This window comes from Halomonas sp. TA22 (assembly GCF_013009075.1).
Classification (GTDB): Bacteria; Pseudomonadota; Gammaproteobacteria; order Pseudomonadales; family Halomonadaceae; genus TA22.
Genome location: NZ_CP053108.1, coordinates 731,453 through 747,097, shown reverse-complemented (window position 1 = coordinate 747,097; position 15,645 = coordinate 731,453). Strand labels below are relative to the sequence as shown.

The following is a 15,645-nucleotide window of genomic DNA, read 5'->3' as shown; positions in this document are numbered from 1 at the left end:
GACGTCATGGACCGATCGCCGCCTTGATGCGTTGACGGGTGATGGGAAGCTCGCGCAGCCGCACGCCGGTGGCGTCGGCGATCGCGTTGGCGATGGCGCCGGCGGTCGGCCCCTGGGCGGCCTCGCCGGTGCCCAGGTAGGGAGCCCCCGGGCGGTCGATCACATGCACCTCGACGCGGTCGGGATCGGGCACCTGGTCGAAGCGCAGTATCGGGTAGCGGCTCCAGTCGAGGCTGGTGATGCGGGTCCGGTCGAAGCGGACCTGCTCCAGCAAGGTCCAGCTGGTGGCCTGGATGATGCCGCCCTCGGTCTGGTTGCGAATGCCGTCGGGGTTGACCGCCTGTCCGCTGTCGATGGCGGCGACCGCGCGGACCAGGCGCGCGGTCCCGGTCTCCCGCTCGACCGCCACCTCCACCGCCACCGCGCAGTAGGCCGCCAGGTTCTTGTACTGGGCGAAGCCGAAGCCTCGGCCGTGTCCGGATGGAAGAGTCGCACCGTTTGCCCAGTCGAAGCGCTCGGCCGCCAGCGCGATCACGTCTCGGGCCCGCTCGTCCTGCAGATGGCGTAGCCGGAATTCGACGGGATCGAGCTCGGCCTCCCGCGCCAGCTCGTCCATGAAGCTCTCCAGGGCGAAGACGTTCATGTAGCCGCCCAGCGCGCGCAGCGCCGAGACGCGCAGCGGCATCTGCGGGATGAAGTGGTGGGTGACGCGCGCGTTGGGCAGGGCGTAGAGCGGGATCGCGTTGCGATCGCCGCCGCCGGTCGGCTGCGGGATCGGCGTGGGGGGCTCGGGCTCGAACGGCTGCGCCAGGTGCCAGGCGGGCATCAGCGCCCCGGCGCCGCCGGGCCGGGTCGAGTGGGCGTTGCTCCAGACCTCGTAGTCCCAGTCGACGATCCGGCCCTCGGCGTCGAGGGCGCCGCGAACCCGCGACAGCATGGCCGGGCCGAACGGCTCCCAGCAGTGCTCCTCCTCGCGCATCCACTGCACGCGCACCGCCCGCCCGGGAAACGCGCGCGCCAGCAGCGCGGCGTCGGCCCCGGCGTCGTCGGCTCCATTGTGGCCGTAGCAGCCGGAGCCTTCGACATGGATGCAGCGCACCCGCTCCTCCGGCATGCCCAGCATCTCGGCCAGCGCTTCGCGCAGCGGGTACATGCCCTGGGCGTGCGACCACACCGTCAGCGCGTCGTTCTCGAACAGGCCGATGGCGCAGGAGGGGCCGATCGAGCCGTGGATCTGGTAGCCGCGCCGGTACTCCGCCTCCAGCCGGTGCACGCTTTCCGCCGCGGCCGGCATCTCCCGCCGGTCGTGGACCACGTCGTCCTCCGACTCAAGGGCGAGCAGCGCCTCGAACAGCGCGGTCTCGTCGGGCAGGCTCCGCGCCTCGTCCCATCGCGCGGTACGGGCGAGGACGCGGGCGGCGACGATCGCCTGCCACTCGCGCTCGGCGACCACGGCGAGGTAGTTGCCGTCGCGGTGAACGCCGACCACGCCGGGCATGTCCTCGACCTCGGAGGTCTCGACTTCGCGCAAACGGGCGGAATAGCTCGGCGGGCGAACCACGCGGGCATGCACCATGCCCGGCAGGCGCATGTCCTGCACGTAGGCCGGCGCGCCGGTGACCTTCGCCGGAATGTCGACCCGCGGCACGTCGCGCCCGATCAACGCATAGTCGCCGGGGTCCTTCAATGGCGAGTCGGGGCGTGCCTCGATCCCCTCCAGGTGCCCCCCGGCCACCAGCTCGCCGTAGTCGAGCGTCGTGCCGTCCGGCGCCACGATGGCGCCGCCCCCGGCACGCAGCTCCTCGGCCGGCACGCCCAGGCGCTGCGCCGCCAGCGCCTGCAGGATGCCGCGCACCTGCGCCGCGGCGTGCAGGATGGCGGTGGCGCTGTCCTGCATGGACTGGCTGCCGGCGGTGAAGCTCTCGTCCGGCGTCCTGGCGGTGTCGGCGGTGACCAGCGTCACCAGTTCGATGGCGTCGGGACCGACGCCGAGCTCCTCCGCAGCGACCTGGAGCAGCGCCGTCTTGATGCCCTGGCCCAGCTCCGCCTTGCCGGTGAGGACGGTGATCGCGCCGTCGTCATCGATGCGAATCCACGAGTCGAGCAACGGGTCGTCGTCGAGGGAGCCGGGTAGCGCAGCGTCGTCCTGCTGCGCCCACAGGCGTCCCGGCATCATCATGAAGCCGACCAGCAGCGCGCCGCCGCCGAGGAAGGCGCGCCTGGAGAGCGGGCGGGAGAAGGCGTTCGCGGGCCGGGTCATGATGTCTCCTCCCGCGCACCCTCGGCCTGCATGAGCTGGGCGGCGCGGCGTACCGCCTTGAAGATCCTCAGGTGGGTGCCGCAGCGGCACAGGTGCGGGTGCAGGGCATCGCCGATCTCCTCGTCCGTGGGCGAGGCGGTGCGCTCGAGCAGCGCCTGGGCGCTGATCATGAAACCGGGGATGCAGTAGCCGCACTGGGCTGCCTGCTCCTCGATGAAGGCGCGCTGCAGCGGTCCCGGATCGTCGAGGGTGCCCAGGTCCTCGACGGTCGTGATCCTCCGACCCTGCATGGCCGCCAGCGGGGTGACGCAGGAGATCACCGGCGCGCCGTCGGCCAGCACCATGCACGAGCCGCACTGCCCCAGGCCGCAGCCGAACTTCGCCCCGTTCAACTCGAGGTCCTCGCGCAGCACGTAGAGCAGCGGCGTCTGCGGATCGGCGTCGATGCGGTGTTCCCGGCCGTTCACGGTCAAGGTGATCATCGCGATGTGGTCTCCTGTTCGGCGTCCGAGGCGCGGGCACGGGCGACCTCGTCTTCCAGGTCGTCCCAGGCGGGCAGATCGGTGAAGCGGGCGCGCAGATAGGCCGTCAGGTCCGCCACCTGCTCGTCGCTCAAGGCGTTGGCGAAGCCCGGCATCAGCGGCTCCGCCTCGAGCGTCGGCGTGTCGATGCCGTGCAGGATGACCTGGATGGCGTTGCGCGGGTCGGGCAGGGCGAGGGAGGTCGCCCGCTCCAGGCTGATCTGTGTCTGGAACCGCAGCGGGCCGCCCGCTTCGTGGCAGGTGGCGCAGGCACCGGCATAGAGCGTCGCGGCCCGCTCCTGCCCCGGCGGCGATGCGTTGCGCACCTGTTCGGCCGCTGGGGCCGCCTCGGCCTCCTCCGCTGCGCCCATCCGGTCGGCGATGTAATGGGCCATCGCCTGGATGTCGCTGTCCGGCGCGAGGGAGAGGTTGCGCACCACCGGGGCCATCGGCCCGGCCGCCTGCGCGTGGTTCGTGCTAAGCCCCTCGCGCAGGTAGGCGAACAGGCTCTCCTCGCTCCAGGGCACCGGCGCCGTGGAGGCGTCGTTCAGGGCCGGGGCGTGCCAGCCTTCCGACTCCCCGCCGGCCAGGGGCCGGCCGCTCTGGCGCGCGCCGAGGAAGTTGCGCGGGGTATGGCAGGCGCCGCAGTGGGCCAGCCCCTCGACCAGATAGGCGCCGCGGTTCCACTCATCCGAGCGGTCCGGGTCCGGACGGAACCTCTCGTCGTCGAGAAACAGCAGTTTCCAGCCCGCCAGCAGCGGGCGAAAGCGCAGCGGCCAGGGCAGCTCGTTCGGCGGCGTCTCGGCGCGCACCGGCTCGCGGGTCATCAGGTAGGCGTAGAGGGCCTGGTTGTCGCGCTGGCTGACCAGGGTGAAGTGGTCGTAGGGAAAGCCCGGATAGAGGTGTTGGCCTGAGCGATCCACGCCTTCCGACATGGCGCGCTGGAAGGCCGCTTCCGACCAGTTGCCGATCCCGGTGTCCGGGTCGGGCGTGATATTGGTACCGTAGATCGTGCCGAATGGCGTCTCCAGTGGATATCCACCCGCATAGGGTCTGCCATCAGGAGCGGTATGACAGTGAAGGCAGTTGCCAATGGCTGCCAGCCTTTCACCTTCGGCGATCATCGCGGGATCGAAGGTGGTTCGTTCGGGAGGAGGGGTCGGATCGATTTCGGGCTGCCAGGCAAGTGCCGCGACACCGGCTCCACCTGCTGCCACGGCCAGCAGTAGCCCGCCAGCAATGTACACGATCCGCATAGGCGGCTCTCCTTGCCAAATCGTTACCCATCAGGCACCTCTGTTCAGGTGCGCGGGAGGTCGATTCTTGTTCGTGTGCTTGGCTGCGTCTTTCAAGGAAAGCGTAAGTGCCTTTTTTTCATCGGTCAAAGCGGGCGCTTCGTAGCGGACAGAATGCGCACCGATGATATCGAGCGGTGAGGTGTGTCAGGTGAAAGGTATCTCCAAGGCGAAGCGCGGTCGCGTTTCGCCCTCTATCACGACACCCTCGCAGAACATCCCAAGTGGCCTGACCCACAGTCCGTAGTCGCCGTAGAGCGCACGGTAGACCACCAGCTCCTCCTCGTTTTCGCTATGACGCGAGATGCCGAGCACTTCATAGCGTGCCCCCTTGTAGTGGCGATAGATGCCCGGAACCGGGCGTGCAGCGTCGTTCACGCGTCTTCTCCTGTCTCATTCGTGGCGGCTTGCCTGGCGCGGCGGGCCAGACGCTCCATCACCCGGGCCGCCGCAGTGAAGCCGAAGCTGCCGGTGACGAAGGTGGCCGCGCCAAAGCCGCTGGCGCAGTCCAGGCGGGTGGGCTCGTTGCCGCCGGGCTTTTGCAGGCACACTTCGCCGTTGTTGTCGGGGTAGACGAGCTGCTCGTCGGAGTAGACGCACTCCACCGAGAAGCGCCGCTTGGGGTTGCGCGAGAAGCCGTGGTCGCGGCGCAGCCGAGCGCGCACCTTGGCCAGCAGGGGGTCGTGCTCGGTGCGTGAGAGATCGGCGATGCGAATACGGGTCGGGTCGCTCTGGCCGCCAGCGGCGCCGGTCACGGTGATGGGCAGCTTGCGGCGCTTGCACCAGGCGATCAGCGCGGCCTTGGCGGCGACGTTATCGATGGCATCGACCAGATGGTCGGCATCTTCGGGGATGCGTTCGGCCAGGTTGTGGGGAGTGACGAAGGCGCAGTCGGCGATCACTTCGATACTGGGATGGATCGCCCGGCAGCGCTCGGCAAGCACCTCGACCTTGGGGCGACCGATGGTGCCGTCAAGCGCATGCAGCTGGCGATTGATGTTGGAGACGCAGACGTCGTCGAGATCGATCAGCGTCAGCTTGCCGATGCCGGCCCGCGCCAGCGCCTCCACCGTCCAACTTCCCACACCGCCGACGCCGACCACCACCACATGGGCGCGGCGAAAGGCATCTGCGGCTAGCGTGCCATAGAGACGGCGGATGCCGCCAAAGCGAAAGTCGTAATCGTCGTTGCGGGGTGTGGCGTCTGTGTCGGTCATAGGGTCAGGGTAGTCGTTGATAGCGGATCATGGGCCGTGGCATGGAGTGTGGCATGCGCAACCGGCGCATGCCCGGACCAGCCGAAGCGCTCGAAGAGCTGCAGCATGTCACTCTCTAGCCCGGCGCCAAGGGTGAGGCGAGCCCCTTCGACGGGGTGCATGAAGGAGAGTTCCACCGCGGCGAGCAGCAGCCGGGGGGCGTCGAGCCTGTCGCGAAAGAAGCGGTTGTGGTTACCCTTGCCGTGCTTGGCATCGCCGATGATCGGATAGCCCCGCTGCGAGAGGTGGCGACGGATCTGATGGCGGCGTCCGGTCAGCGGGCGCGCCTCCATCAACGAATAGCGAGTGCTGGGGTAGCGGTCGACCTGTACCGGCAACTCGACGCTATCCAGCCTGCGCACCTCGGTGACGGCAGACAGGGCCGGCATCTCCGCCTTGGGACGGCTGCCATCCTCCTCGCGCAGGGCATAGCTCAACGTCTCCTGCTGTGGCCCCACCCCGCGCACTACCGCCAGGTAGCGCTTGCTCACCTGCTGGCGGGAGAACGCCTCGGCAAGGCGCGCCGCGATCTCCGACGAGAGCGCCAGGACCATCACCCCGGAGGTAGGCCGGTCGAGGCGGTGCACCGGATAGACGTACTGGCCGAGCTGGTCGCGCAGGGTCTGGACCACGAAGCGGGTATCGCCATGGGCAAGCTTGGTGCGGTGCACGAGCAGGCCGGAGGGCTTGGCGATCGCGACCAGATGCGCGTCACGATAGAGGATCGGCAAGGGAGCAGACAATTGCCGAAGTGGAACTATCTCAGGCAACGCTGCATCAATTGAATTCGTGGGGGGCATGGAGTCGTCGGTGGCAACGCAGAATGGAGAGGCATTGTCGCCGCTGGCGGCATGTAAGTCACCCGTGGCTCGGCGTGCTTCGCTTTGACCGAAGGGAGTGCCTGAATTAAGGTCCTTAACCATGACTGACCAACGCCCTCATCTCGTAGTGTTCACAGGTGCCGGGATCAGTGCCGAAAGCGGCATCCAGACATTTCGCGCCAGCGATGGCCTGTGGGAGAACCATCGTGTGGAGGACGTGGCCACGCCCGCGGCGTGGCACCGCGATCCCGAACAGGTGCTGCGCTTCTACGACCAGCGTCGCAAGCAGGTGCGACGGGCATGCCCCAATGCGGCCCACCTTGCCCTGGCGGAGCTTGAGCGGCAGGGTTTTCGGGTGAGCATCGTCACCCAGAACATCGACGACCTTCACGAGCGGGCTGGCTCGACCGACGTGCTGCACCTGCATGGTGAAATTCTCAAGGCGCGCTCGAGTGTCGATGCCCGCCTGCGCTACCCGTTGACGCGCCGCGGTATCCGCATGGGCGACATATGCGACATGGGCAGCCAGCTGCGTCCCGATGTGGTGTGGTTCGGCGAGGCGGTACCGCGCTACGGTGAGGCGTGCGAGATCGTCGAGCAGGCTGACCTGCTGCTGGTGGTGGGTACCTCGCTTGCCGTGATGCCCGCCGCGTCGCTGCTGCATCAGGTGCCCATGGACGTGGCGGCGATACTCGTCGACCCCCAGGCCGAAACGCTCGCCCCACCGGGCGTGACGCGCCTCTCTCAGCCGGCCGGCACGGGGGTGCCGGCACTGGTGAGCCACTGGCGCCAGGAGGGCAGATTGTGGGTACCTGAGACACTGCTGGGATGACGGCGGCGCTTGGCGTATCGCTGGTGTGGCTCTCCGCCGAGCTCACCACCGGTATGGTGCTGGCCGCCAGAGTGCCGGTGTGGCGTATGCTCTCGAGCATTGCTCAGTTGATGATTGCGCTGATTGCCGCCGGGGGCGTTGGCGACATAGGGTAGGCAGGAGCGGCGTGAGGGGGATGATTCGCAGGCGGCCATGCTAGAATGCCGCCCCTTTGCGATTTGCGTGATGCCATGCCTGACGATATCTGCCGAGAGGATGCGCCGGACCCCTTGTGCGCCCACGACCCCGCCACTGGGCATACGCGCCCGGTGCGTCGCGAGTTCAAGGCGCGTGGCAGCTTCGTCACGCGCTGTGCGGGGTGTGGCCTGCCGGCGCTCAACTGCCTGTGCCCCTACCGCGTCACGGCCGAGAGCCATGCTCGTGTCTGGCTGCTGACCCATCCGTTGGAGCATCACAAGCCGACCAATACCGGGCGGTTGATCAGCGACGTGCTCGATACCACCGAGGTGTTCACCTGGTATCGCACGACGCCCGACGAACGCCTGATGGCGCTGCTCGGCGATCCGGCCTATGCCCCCTTCATCATCTTTCCCGACGACCAGCCCGACTACGCTGAGCGTGTGGTGGGGATCGAGGCGATCGGCGAGGCCAAAACGCAGGCGCGAATTCCGGTCTTCATCATCCTCGACGGCACCTGGCGTCAGGCGCGTCGCATGTTTCGCAAGAGCCCCTACCTGGAGAGACTGCCGGTACTGCCGCTGGCAACCCAGCGTCAGACGCGCTATCGCCTGCGCAAGCCGGCATCACAAGCGCATCTGTGTACCGCCGAGGTGGCCATCGAACTGCTGCGTCAAAGCGGGGACGGAGAGGCTGCCGGGGTTCTCGACGACTACTTCGACGCCTTCAACGACAGCTACGCGGCGAGCCGCACCCATCACAAGCTGGAGCGACCCACTGTCGCCATGCGTCGCTTGCTGGCCCGCCAGGAGGACTAGTTCTCCTGGCGGTTTCATCGATCAACCAGCTCAATAGCCCGCCGCGCCGCCGTCACTGCGCGGGTCGTGGGCGCCCTCGATCAGCCCGTCCGGGTGATGCACGATGCCCCCGGCGTGGCCCATGGTGTCGCTGAAGGCTTCCTCCAGCACCTCCACCTCGTGACCCAGGGCACGCAGTGCCGAGACCATGGCGGGGTAGAAGCGCGGCTCCAGCTTGAGAGTGGTGGTGCTCTCGCCCCAAGTACGGCCAAGTAGCCAGCGCGGCGCCGTCACCGCCTGCTGCAGGCTTTCGCCTTGGAAGGCGTAGCGGGAGAACACCGCGGCCTGGGTCTGCGGCTGACCCTCGCCGCCCATGGTGCCGTAGACCAGCGTGCGCCCATCCCGGAAGCGGGCCAGGGCGGGGTTGAGCGTATGAAAGGGCTTGCGGCCCGGGGCGAGGCCGCGCAGCGCTTCTCCGTCCAGCTCGAAGCTGATGCCGCGGTTCTGCCACAGCACACCGCTCTCGGGCAACACCACACCGCTGCCGAACTCCCAGAAGATGCTCTGGATGAAGCTCACCGCACGGCCTTCAGCATCCACGCAACCCATCCAGATGGTATCGCCAGCTGCCGGCTCATGGGGCCAGGGCAGGGCACTGGCCATGTCGATTTGCGCGGCCTCCCGGATGAGATTGTCCTCCTCGAGCAGGCTCTGCAGCGTCACCGGCAAGCGACCGGGATCGGTCACGCAGCGGTCGCGCAGGATGAAGGCGCGCTTGGTCGCCTCGATCAGCCCATGCAGGTGGGCCACGCTCTTGCCTTCGGCCACCTCGAGCCGCTCATAGAGCGCCAGGATCAGCAGCGAGGCGATGCCCTGGGTGGGGGCGGGCAGGTTGTAGAGTGTGGCATCCTTGAGGGCAACCTCGAGCGGGGCGACCCGCTGGGCGCGGTAGCTGGCGAAATCCGCCAGACGCAGCGGGCTGCCCAGCGCTTCCAGGTCGCGCGCCATGCCGGCGGCGAGCTCGCCGCGATAGAAATCGTCAAGCCCCGCCTTGGCGAGATGCTCGAGCGTCGTCGCCAGGCGGGGCTGGCGCAGGCGGCTGCCCTCGACAGGCGCGTTGCCGTCGACGAGGAACGTCTCGGCGAAGCCTGGGCTGCCGACCAAGGTGTGGCGGTGGCGAGTCGTCAGCGCCTGCTGGCTTTTCGACACCGCCACACCCTGGCGGGCATGGTGGGCGGCATCGCCGAACAGTCGCGATAGCGGCAGTTTGCCGCCCCAGCCCCGCGACACCTCGAGCGCCTCCTGCCAACCGCCCACGGTGCCGGCCATGGTCAGGGTTGCCAGCGGGCCGCGCTCGGGAATGGCGTCATGGCCGGCGTAGAACTCGGGCGTGGCGAGGCCGGCGGCGGGGCCGCAGGCGTCGATCGCCACCGGCGCCTTGCCGGGCTCGTGGATCAGCCAGAAGCCGTCGCCGCCGATGGCGTTCATGTGCGGATAGACCACGGCGATGGTCGCGGCCGCCGCGACCATCGCTTCCACGGCGTTGCCGCCCTCCTTGAGCACGTCGCGTCCCGCTTCGGCGGCAAGATGGTGGGGGGCTACGCACATGCCGCCGTAACTGCGTCGAGTGTGAATCATCGGCTCTCCTTGTTGATTCTTCTTATGCGGATCGGCTCACCAGCCTATCGCCGCGGGTAGCCAGGTGGCGATGGCGGGAAAGGCAAACACCAGCCCCACTGCCAGGAACTGCAGTGCAATGAACGGCAGCGCTCCCTTGTAGATGTCCAGCGTACTCACCTCCCGGGGGGCAACCCCCTTGAGGAAGAACAGCGACCAGCCGAAGGGCGGGGTCAGAAACGAGGTCTGCAGGATCAGGCCGATCAGTATACCCATCCACACCATGTCCACGCCCATCTGGACGAAGAACGGCAGGAACAGCGGCAGGGCGATATAGGTGATCTCGATCCACTCGAGGAAGAAGCCGAGCACGAACATCAGCAGCAGCATGAACAGCAGCGCACCGGACTCGCCGCCCGGGACCCAGTCGAACATGCGACCCACCAGATGTTCGCCGCCCAAGCCACGGAAGGCCAGGCCGAAGACCTGGGCGCAGATCAGAATGAAGAACACCATGGCGGAAATCAGCAGTGTGGCCTTGGCCACCTCCGTGAGCAGGCCCAGCGTCAGGCGGCCGGAGAGCGCGACGAACAGCATGGCACCGACCGCCCCCATGGCGGCCGCCTCGGTGGGCGCGGCAATGCCACCGATGATCGAGCCGAGCACCGCCACCACCAGGCCGACCGGCGGGCCCACCACCAGCAGCACCTTGCGAACCAGCACGCCGCGCGACATGGCGGAGCGCTCCTCCAGGGGAATCGGCGGCATCAAGCCCGGGCGCAGCGCGGCCAGACCCAGAATGGCGATGATGTAGACCGCTGCCAGGGTCAGGCCGGGCACCATGGCGGCGGCGAACATGGTGCCGACGGATTCCCCAAGAATCTCGGCCAGCAGGATCAGTACCAGGCTTGGCGGGATGATCTGCCCGAGGGTTCCCGAGGCGCAGATCATCCCCGTCGCCAGAGACTTGGGATAGCCGCGGCGAAGCAGGGTCGGCAGCGTCAGCAGGCCGAGAGTAACGATGGTGGCCCCGACGATGCCGGTGGCCGCACCCAGCAGGACGCCGACGAAGATGATCGCCACCCCCATGCCACCTGAGACGCCACCGAACAGGTGGCCGACCACATCGATCAGCTCCTCGGCCAGTTTCGATTTCTCGAGCATCACGCCCATGAACACGAACAGCGGTATGGCCATGAAGGTGTAATTCGTCACTACCCCGTAGATGCGCGACGGTAGCAGGTTGAACAGCATGGGACCGAAGCCGACGTAGCCGAAGACGAAGGCCGTGGCGGCGATCGCGATGCCCACTGGCAAGCCAATCAACAGCAGCACGAAGAATGCCACGATCATGCCGATCGCTAGCCACTCATTGGGAGACATCATTCACCTCGTGGAGGAAGGGCAAAAGCGTGACGCAGCGCATGTGCCAGGCTCTGCATGGCAAGCAGCACGAAGCCGAAGGGGATGAAGGCCTTGAGCGCCCAGCGCCAGGGTAGGCCACCAGGGTTGGGTGACCCTTCGTTGCGCAACCAGGATTGGCTGAGCCAGGGTAGTGTCAGCCAGGCGACATAGAGCGCTATACCCATCAGCAGCAGTCCGCCGAGCACCTCGATGGCGCGGCGAAGCCCATCGGGAAAGCGCTCGTAGAACACGTCCACCCGCACCTGCTCCCCGCAGTAGAGGGCGTAGGACATGCCGAACAGCGCGATGGGTGAGATGAGGTGCCACTGCAGCTCTTGGAGCCACAATGCACCGATCCGGAAGAAGTAACGCAGGAAGACATCCCCCGTGACCATCAGCACCAGCAGCACGCAGATCCAGGCGGCAGCCCAACCAAAGAACCGCACCACCGCCTCGGTCCCGTGGACGAAGGTTTCCACGGCTCTCATCTCACACTCCCAGGATGTCTTTGTGCCATGGCCCCTCGCTGACGGCAGCCCAGCGATCGTGATTGGCCTTGAAGGTCATGTAGCTGTCATGGACCTTGCGCACCAGCGGGTCGGCATTGGCCTGGGTCGCCAGTGTATCGAGCGTGGCTTCACGCAGTGCCGCCACCACCGGCTCGGGGAGCACCGTTGCCGTCACGCCGTGGTTCTCGACCAGATCCGTCAGTGCCTCGCCATTCACCGCCTCCGACCAGGTCAGACTCTCCAGGCATGCGGCTTGGCAGGCGCTGCGCACGATCATCTGCAGATCCTCGGGTAACGCATCCCAGTGGCGCTTCGAGATCAGCAGCTCGCCGGTGGTGGCGGGTTCGTGCCAGCCGGTGGTGTGGTAGTACCTGGCGGCGTTCTGCAGCCCCAGCCGGCGATCCTGGTAGGGGCCGACGAATTCGGCGGCATCGATCACGCCACGCTCCAGCGCAGGGAATATCTCGCCGCCCGGCAGCACCCGAGCATCCACACCGAGCGCGGCATAGACTTGGCCTGCCAGCCCCGGAATGCGCATGCGCAGGCCGTTGAGCTGGCTGACATCCTCGATCGGCTCGCGGAACCAGCCGGTCATCTGCACGCCGGTATTGTTCATGGGCAGGGCCATCAGGCCGTAGGGCTCGTAGACCTCCTGCCACAGCTCGAGGCCGCCGCCATGGTAGAGCCAGGCCATGTGACCCATGTAACTCATGCCGAAGGGCACGGTGGTGAAGTACTGCGCGGCAAAGGTGGTGCCGGACCAGAAGTAGCTGTTGGCGGCATTCATCTCGATGGTGCCGCTCTGCACCGCCTCGAAGCCTTCGAAGGCAGGGATTAGTTCACCGGCGGCGAAGTGCTGAATGTTCAGTCGTCCGCCGGACATGGCGTTGATCTTGCGAATGATGTCGGTAGGGCTGCCCGGGCCTTCGACATAGAAGGGCGAGCCGGGGCCGTAGGCGTTGGTCATGCGCCACTGGAACGTTTCGGACGACTGAGCACGCGCAATGGCGGGCGCCCCCATGATCAGTCCGGCGGTGGAGGATACGGCAGCGGTAGCGAGGAACTTGCGTCGAGACAGTGACATGTTTCACCCATGCATTTGAATTGTTGGGATCAGGGTTGCTCACTGAACGATGCAACGGGCATGCCATAAAATCGATTTTTTATGTTGGTTTATGTTTTGTGAGAATTTATCGTTTTGGCAGAGGGCTCACAATCCCGCTCATGCACCGTGATGGCGCTACTGTGGCGGGGAGAGATCAGGCAGAGGCAGGAGTAGCGCGAAAATGTTAATCGATCGTAAGAGAGCGGCCGTCGCCATGTACTGGCGACGGCCGCAGGCACCGCGAGCCGCTGAGGCTAGTTGCCCAGCAGCGCCCCGGCGATACGGAACCCCGCCACCCAGGTGCCGATCGCCGAGCCGGCGGTCGCCAGCATGAAGACCAGCAGGGTGCGCGATACCCGGTTACGCCACCAGCCACGCGGCGAGATGACGTCATGGCGTAGCTGCGAGAAGTCGCTGACCTTGGGCTTGCGCATGAACAGCTCCACCCCGGCGGCAACGAAGCCGGCCCCGATGGTGGGGTTGAGCGAGGTCAGCGGGGCGGCGAAGAAGGTCGCCACCACGGTGATCGGGTGGGCCAGGGCGATGATGGTGCCTGCCGCCGACAGCACGCCATTGATCAGGAACCACTCGATCACCAGTTGCCAGCCCAGATCGGTGTTGCGCGAGAAGCCGATGCCGAAGCCGATCAGCACCAGGGCGGTAATCGCCCAAGGCAAGATCTTCCAGAGCTTTGAGGGTGGTGGCGACGCTTCCAGCGTTTCGCGCTCGGTGCGCGGCTCGGCGGGTAGCGGGGTGTGTAGATGCTCGGCCATGCCCTTGAGGTGGCCGGCGCCGATTACCACCAGCACATGACGGTAACGTCCCGGCGGGCTCTCCTCGCCAAGGCGCAGCGTCATGTAGCGGTCGCGCTCGCTGATCAGGGGCACATAGAGGGTTTCGGACTGCTCGGCGAATTCGTTGAAGGTCGACTCCAGCACGTCGCCCTCCTTGAGACGCTCGATATCCGCAGCGGAGACCTCTTGGCGCGACATGACGCTACCGAGCAGGCCGGTGAACAGGCTGAAGCGCTGCCACCAGGGGACATTGGCATAGATGCGCTTGAGCGTGACACCGACATCGCGGTCGATCAGCAGCAGCGGCAGGCCGGCCGCTTGGCTCTCCTCCAACGCGGCGCGCATCTCGGCCCCCGGCTCGATGCCCGACTGCTCGGCGACGCGCTGTTGGAAGGCGCCCAGTGCCAGGCTCGCGGCGACCATGCCGGCCTTGCCCTGGCGGAACACCTCGAACAGATCCTGGGTGGCCAGGGCGTTGGGCTCGATCAGGCTCTGATGGCGCGAGGCGCACAGCTCGATGGCCACCGCATCGTATTCACCGGAGCGAATCAGGTCACGCACCTCATTGGCGCTTTCGGCCGAGACGTGGGCGGTTCCCAGCAGGGTGTAGCGGGTGTCGCCGATCCGCACGGTCTGGCGCGGCCCACCGGAGGGCGGAGCCGCAGGCTCGGGTGCGCTGGCGGTGATGTCCTGGGAGTGGGTCATGAACGCTCGCTGTCACGGGATGATCGAAGGATTATCCACGATGCCGCCCGCCACGCCAAACCGCGGGCCTATCTTCGCCAGAAGGCGGGGGTGAACAGTACCAGCATGGTGAAGATCTCCAGCCGTCCGAGCAGCATGGCCATGACCAGTATCCACTTGGAGAGGGTCGGCATGTCACCATAGTGGCTGGAGGCTTCGCCCAGCGCCGGCCCCAGGTTGTTGAGTGCCGAGGCCACCGTGGACCAGGCGGTCACCTGATCCACCCCGGTAGCCATGACCCCGATCAGCATCAGGAAGAACAGCATCACGTAGACGGAGAAGAAGCCCCATACCGCCTGGGCGATGCCATCCGGCACGCTCACCTTGCCGACCTTGACGGCGATCACCGCGCTTGGATGGATCAGACGCATCACTTCGCGCATGCCCTGCTTGAAGATCAGGATGATGCGGATCACCTTCATGCCGCCCCCGGTGGAGCCCGAACAGCCGCCGACGAAGGCCGCGACGAACAGCAGAAATGGTAGGGCGCCGGGCCAGGCAGAGAACTCGGCCACGCCGAAGCCAGCAGTGGTGGCGATCGAGACCACCTGGAACAGGCCGTGACGCAGCCCCAGAACGTCACCATAGGTGGCGGTCAGCCATAGGCTGATGACGGTGACCACGGAGAGGCCGGCGAGGAAGAGCAGCAGGAAGCGCGCTTCCGGATCGTTCAGGTACTGGGAGAGCCGCTTCTCGCGCCAGGCGGCGAAGTGCAGGCTATAGCTGATCGCCGAGATGATCATGAACACGATGCAGATCATCTCGATGAGGGCGCTGTCGAAGTGACCGATACTCTCGTCATAGGTCGAGAAACCGCCGAGGGCCACCGTCGAGAAGCCGTGTCCGATGGCATCGAACCAGTCCATCCCCGCCAGCCAGTACGCCGCGATACAGGTCACCGTCAGGCTGGCGTAGATATACCACAGCGCCTTGGCGGTCTCGGTGATGCGCGGAGTCAGCTTGGAGTCCTTGAGCGGGCCTGGGATCTCGGTGCGATAGAGCGCCATCCCGCCGACCCCCAGCGTCGGCAGGATCGCCACCGCCAGTACCACGATCCCCATACCACCGAGCCACTGCAGCTGCTGGCGGTAGTAGCGCAGGCTCTCGGGCAGGAAGTCGATGCCGGTGATGACCGAGGCGCCGGTGGTGGTCAGCCCGGAGAAGGATTCGAATACCGCGTCGGTGGGCGACAGTGCATAGGGTCCATCCATCATCAGCGGCAGGGCGCCGAACAGGCCGAGCACCGTCCAGAACAGTGCGGCGATCAGAAAGCCGTCGCGGGTACGCAGCTCCTTGCGTACATGGCGATTGAGCCAGTAGAGCAGCGCGCCGGTCGCCAGGGTGATGGCCATGGCGATGACGAAGCCGCTCCACATGCCATCCCTGAACAGCAGGGCGATCAGCATCGGCGGCACCATGGACAGGCTGAACAGCATCAGCAGTATGCCCAGAATGCGAAAGATCACGCGCAGGCTCATGGCGGTGCGTTCCTTGCCTCAGTAGTCGATATGCA

At 66.7% G+C, this 15,645-nt stretch carries 15 protein-coding genes; 3 read left to right on the top strand and 12 right to left on the bottom strand.

Features of this window, described 5'->3' with window-relative positions; genetic code table 11:
* Positions 1 to 4 precede the first annotated feature (4 nt).
* The 6 genes from HJD22_RS03385 to HJD22_RS03360 all read right to left on the bottom strand — a co-directional run bounded on the left by HJD22_RS03385 (position 5) and on the right by HJD22_RS03360 (position 6,075).
* A complete protein-coding gene (locus HJD22_RS03385) occupies positions 5 to 2,260 on the bottom strand; it encodes a molybdopterin cofactor-binding domain-containing protein (protein WP_208654244.1) in 2,256 nt (751 codons plus the stop codon).
* Positions 2,257 to 2,742, bottom strand: coding sequence for a (2Fe-2S)-binding protein (locus tag HJD22_RS03380; RefSeq protein ID WP_208654243.1), 486 nt, complete (start codon positions 2,740 to 2,742; stop codon positions 2,257 to 2,259). Before HJD22_RS03380 ends, HJD22_RS03385 begins: the two co-directional genes overlap by 4 nt.
* Positions 2,739 to 4,037, bottom strand: a complete 1,299-nt coding sequence (locus HJD22_RS03375) for a cytochrome c (protein ID WP_208654242.1) — start codon at positions 4,035 to 4,037, stop codon at positions 2,739 to 2,741. Before HJD22_RS03375 ends, HJD22_RS03380 begins: the two co-directional genes overlap by 4 nt.
* Positions 4,038 to 4,223: 186 nt before the next feature.
* Positions 4,224 to 4,454 carry a DUF1653 domain-containing protein gene (locus HJD22_RS03370; RefSeq protein ID WP_208654241.1) on the bottom strand — a complete coding sequence of 77 codons (231 nt, stop codon included), beginning with the start codon at positions 4,452 to 4,454 and terminating at the stop codon, positions 4,224 to 4,226.
* Positions 4,451 to 5,293, bottom strand: a complete 843-nt coding sequence (gene tcdA / locus HJD22_RS03365; RefSeq protein ID WP_208654240.1) for a tRNA cyclic N6-threonylcarbamoyladenosine(37) synthase TcdA — start codon at positions 5,291 to 5,293, stop codon at positions 4,451 to 4,453. The genes HJD22_RS03370 and tcdA overlap by 4 nt, the downstream gene beginning before the upstream one ends.
* Entirely contained in the window at positions 5,290 to 6,075 is a 786-nt protein-coding gene (locus tag HJD22_RS03360; protein ID WP_248730095.1) for a pseudouridine synthase, read from the bottom strand. Before HJD22_RS03360 ends, tcdA begins: the two co-directional genes overlap by 4 nt.
* A 178-nt stretch (positions 6,076 to 6,253) precedes the next feature.
* Between HJD22_RS03360 and HJD22_RS03355 the strand changes: the two genes are divergently transcribed.
* From HJD22_RS03355 to HJD22_RS03345, 3 genes are all read left to right on the top strand, one after another.
* Positions 6,254 to 6,985: a Sir2 family NAD-dependent protein deacetylase gene (locus tag HJD22_RS03355; protein ID WP_208654238.1), complete on the top strand. Its 732-nt coding sequence runs from the start codon at positions 6,254 to 6,256 to the stop codon at positions 6,983 to 6,985.
* Positions 6,982 to 7,140: a hypothetical protein gene (locus HJD22_RS03350; RefSeq protein ID WP_208654237.1), complete on the top strand. Its 159-nt coding sequence runs from the start codon at positions 6,982 to 6,984 to the stop codon at positions 7,138 to 7,140. The genes HJD22_RS03355 and HJD22_RS03350 overlap by 4 nt, the downstream gene beginning before the upstream one ends.
* 75 nt (positions 7,141 to 7,215) lie before the next feature.
* Positions 7,216 to 7,980, top strand: coding sequence for a tRNA-uridine aminocarboxypropyltransferase (locus HJD22_RS03345; RefSeq protein WP_208654236.1), 765 nt, complete (start codon positions 7,216 to 7,218; stop codon positions 7,978 to 7,980).
* Between the two features lie 30 nt (positions 7,981 to 8,010).
* Here HJD22_RS03345 and HJD22_RS03340 read toward each other — a convergent pair whose 3' ends face one another.
* The 6 genes from HJD22_RS03340 to HJD22_RS03315 form a co-directional block, all read right to left on the bottom strand.
* Positions 8,011 to 9,597 carry a gamma-glutamyltransferase family protein gene (locus HJD22_RS03340; RefSeq protein WP_208654235.1) on the bottom strand — a complete coding sequence of 529 codons (1,587 nt, stop codon included), beginning with the start codon at positions 9,595 to 9,597 and terminating at the stop codon, positions 8,011 to 8,013.
* 36 nt (positions 9,598 to 9,633) lie between these two features.
* Complete coding sequence (locus HJD22_RS03335; RefSeq protein WP_208656751.1) at positions 9,634 to 10,959, bottom strand: TRAP transporter large permease subunit; 1,326 nt, start codon at positions 10,957 to 10,959, stop codon at positions 9,634 to 9,636.
* Complete coding sequence (locus tag HJD22_RS03330; RefSeq protein ID WP_208654234.1) at positions 10,959 to 11,468, bottom strand: TRAP transporter small permease subunit; 510 nt, start codon at positions 11,466 to 11,468, stop codon at positions 10,959 to 10,961. The genes HJD22_RS03335 and HJD22_RS03330 overlap by 1 nt, the downstream gene beginning before the upstream one ends.
* Position 11,469: 1 nt before the next feature.
* The gene (locus HJD22_RS03325; RefSeq protein WP_208654233.1) at positions 11,470 to 12,573 is read right to left on the bottom strand and encodes a TRAP transporter substrate-binding protein; all 1,104 of its coding nucleotides are present in this window, start codon (positions 12,571 to 12,573) and stop codon (positions 11,470 to 11,472) included.
* Positions 12,574 to 12,848: 275 nt separating this feature from the next.
* On the bottom strand, positions 12,849 to 14,093 hold the full coding sequence (locus HJD22_RS03320; protein ID WP_208654232.1) for a TraB/GumN family protein: 1,245 nt from the start codon (positions 14,091 to 14,093) through the stop codon (positions 12,849 to 12,851).
* A gap of 68 nt (positions 14,094 to 14,161) precedes the next feature.
* Positions 14,162 to 15,610: a TrkH family potassium uptake protein gene (locus HJD22_RS03315; RefSeq protein ID WP_208654231.1), complete on the bottom strand. Its 1,449-nt coding sequence runs from the start codon at positions 15,608 to 15,610 to the stop codon at positions 14,162 to 14,164.
* Positions 15,611 to 15,645 lie beyond the last annotated feature (35 nt).

What these genes read in the sequence shown, in the direction of transcription:
- HJD22_RS03340 (WP_208654235.1), bottom strand. Translation starts at nt 9,597, where the DNA reads ATGATTCACACTCGACGCAGTTACGGCGGCATGTGCGTAGCCCCCCAC.
- HJD22_RS03330 (WP_208654234.1), bottom strand. Translation starts at nt 11,468, where the DNA reads ATGAGAGCCGTGGAAACCTTCGTCCACGGGACCGAGGCGGTGGTGCGG.
- HJD22_RS03345 (WP_208654236.1), top strand. Translation starts at nt 7,216, where the DNA reads ATGCCTGACGATATCTGCCGAGAGGATGCGCCGGACCCCTTGTGCGCC.
- tcdA (WP_208654240.1), bottom strand. Translation starts at nt 5,293, where the DNA reads ATGACCGACACAGACGCCACACCCCGCAACGACGATTACGACTTTCGC.
- HJD22_RS03320 (WP_208654232.1), bottom strand. Translation starts at nt 14,093, where the DNA reads ATGACCCACTCCCAGGACATCACCGCCAGCGCACCCGAGCCTGCGGCT.
- HJD22_RS03350 (WP_208654237.1), top strand. Translation starts at nt 6,982, where the DNA reads ATGACGGCGGCGCTTGGCGTATCGCTGGTGTGGCTCTCCGCCGAGCTC.
- HJD22_RS03325 (WP_208654233.1), bottom strand. Translation starts at nt 12,573, where the DNA reads ATGTCACTGTCTCGACGCAAGTTCCTCGCTACCGCTGCCGTATCCTCC.
- HJD22_RS03315 (WP_208654231.1), bottom strand. Translation starts at nt 15,610, where the DNA reads ATGAGCCTGCGCGTGATCTTTCGCATTCTGGGCATACTGCTGATGCTG.
- HJD22_RS03385 (WP_208654244.1), bottom strand. Translation starts at nt 2,260, where the DNA reads ATGACCCGGCCCGCGAACGCCTTCTCCCGCCCGCTCTCCAGGCGCGCC.
- HJD22_RS03380 (WP_208654243.1), bottom strand. Translation starts at nt 2,742, where the DNA reads ATGATCACCTTGACCGTGAACGGCCGGGAACACCGCATCGACGCCGAT.
- HJD22_RS03355 (WP_208654238.1), top strand. Translation starts at nt 6,254, where the DNA reads ATGACTGACCAACGCCCTCATCTCGTAGTGTTCACAGGTGCCGGGATC.
- HJD22_RS03335 (WP_208656751.1), bottom strand. Translation starts at nt 10,959, where the DNA reads ATGTCTCCCAATGAGTGGCTAGCGATCGGCATGATCGTGGCATTCTTC.
- HJD22_RS03375 (WP_208654242.1), bottom strand. Translation starts at nt 4,037, where the DNA reads ATGCGGATCGTGTACATTGCTGGCGGGCTACTGCTGGCCGTGGCAGCA.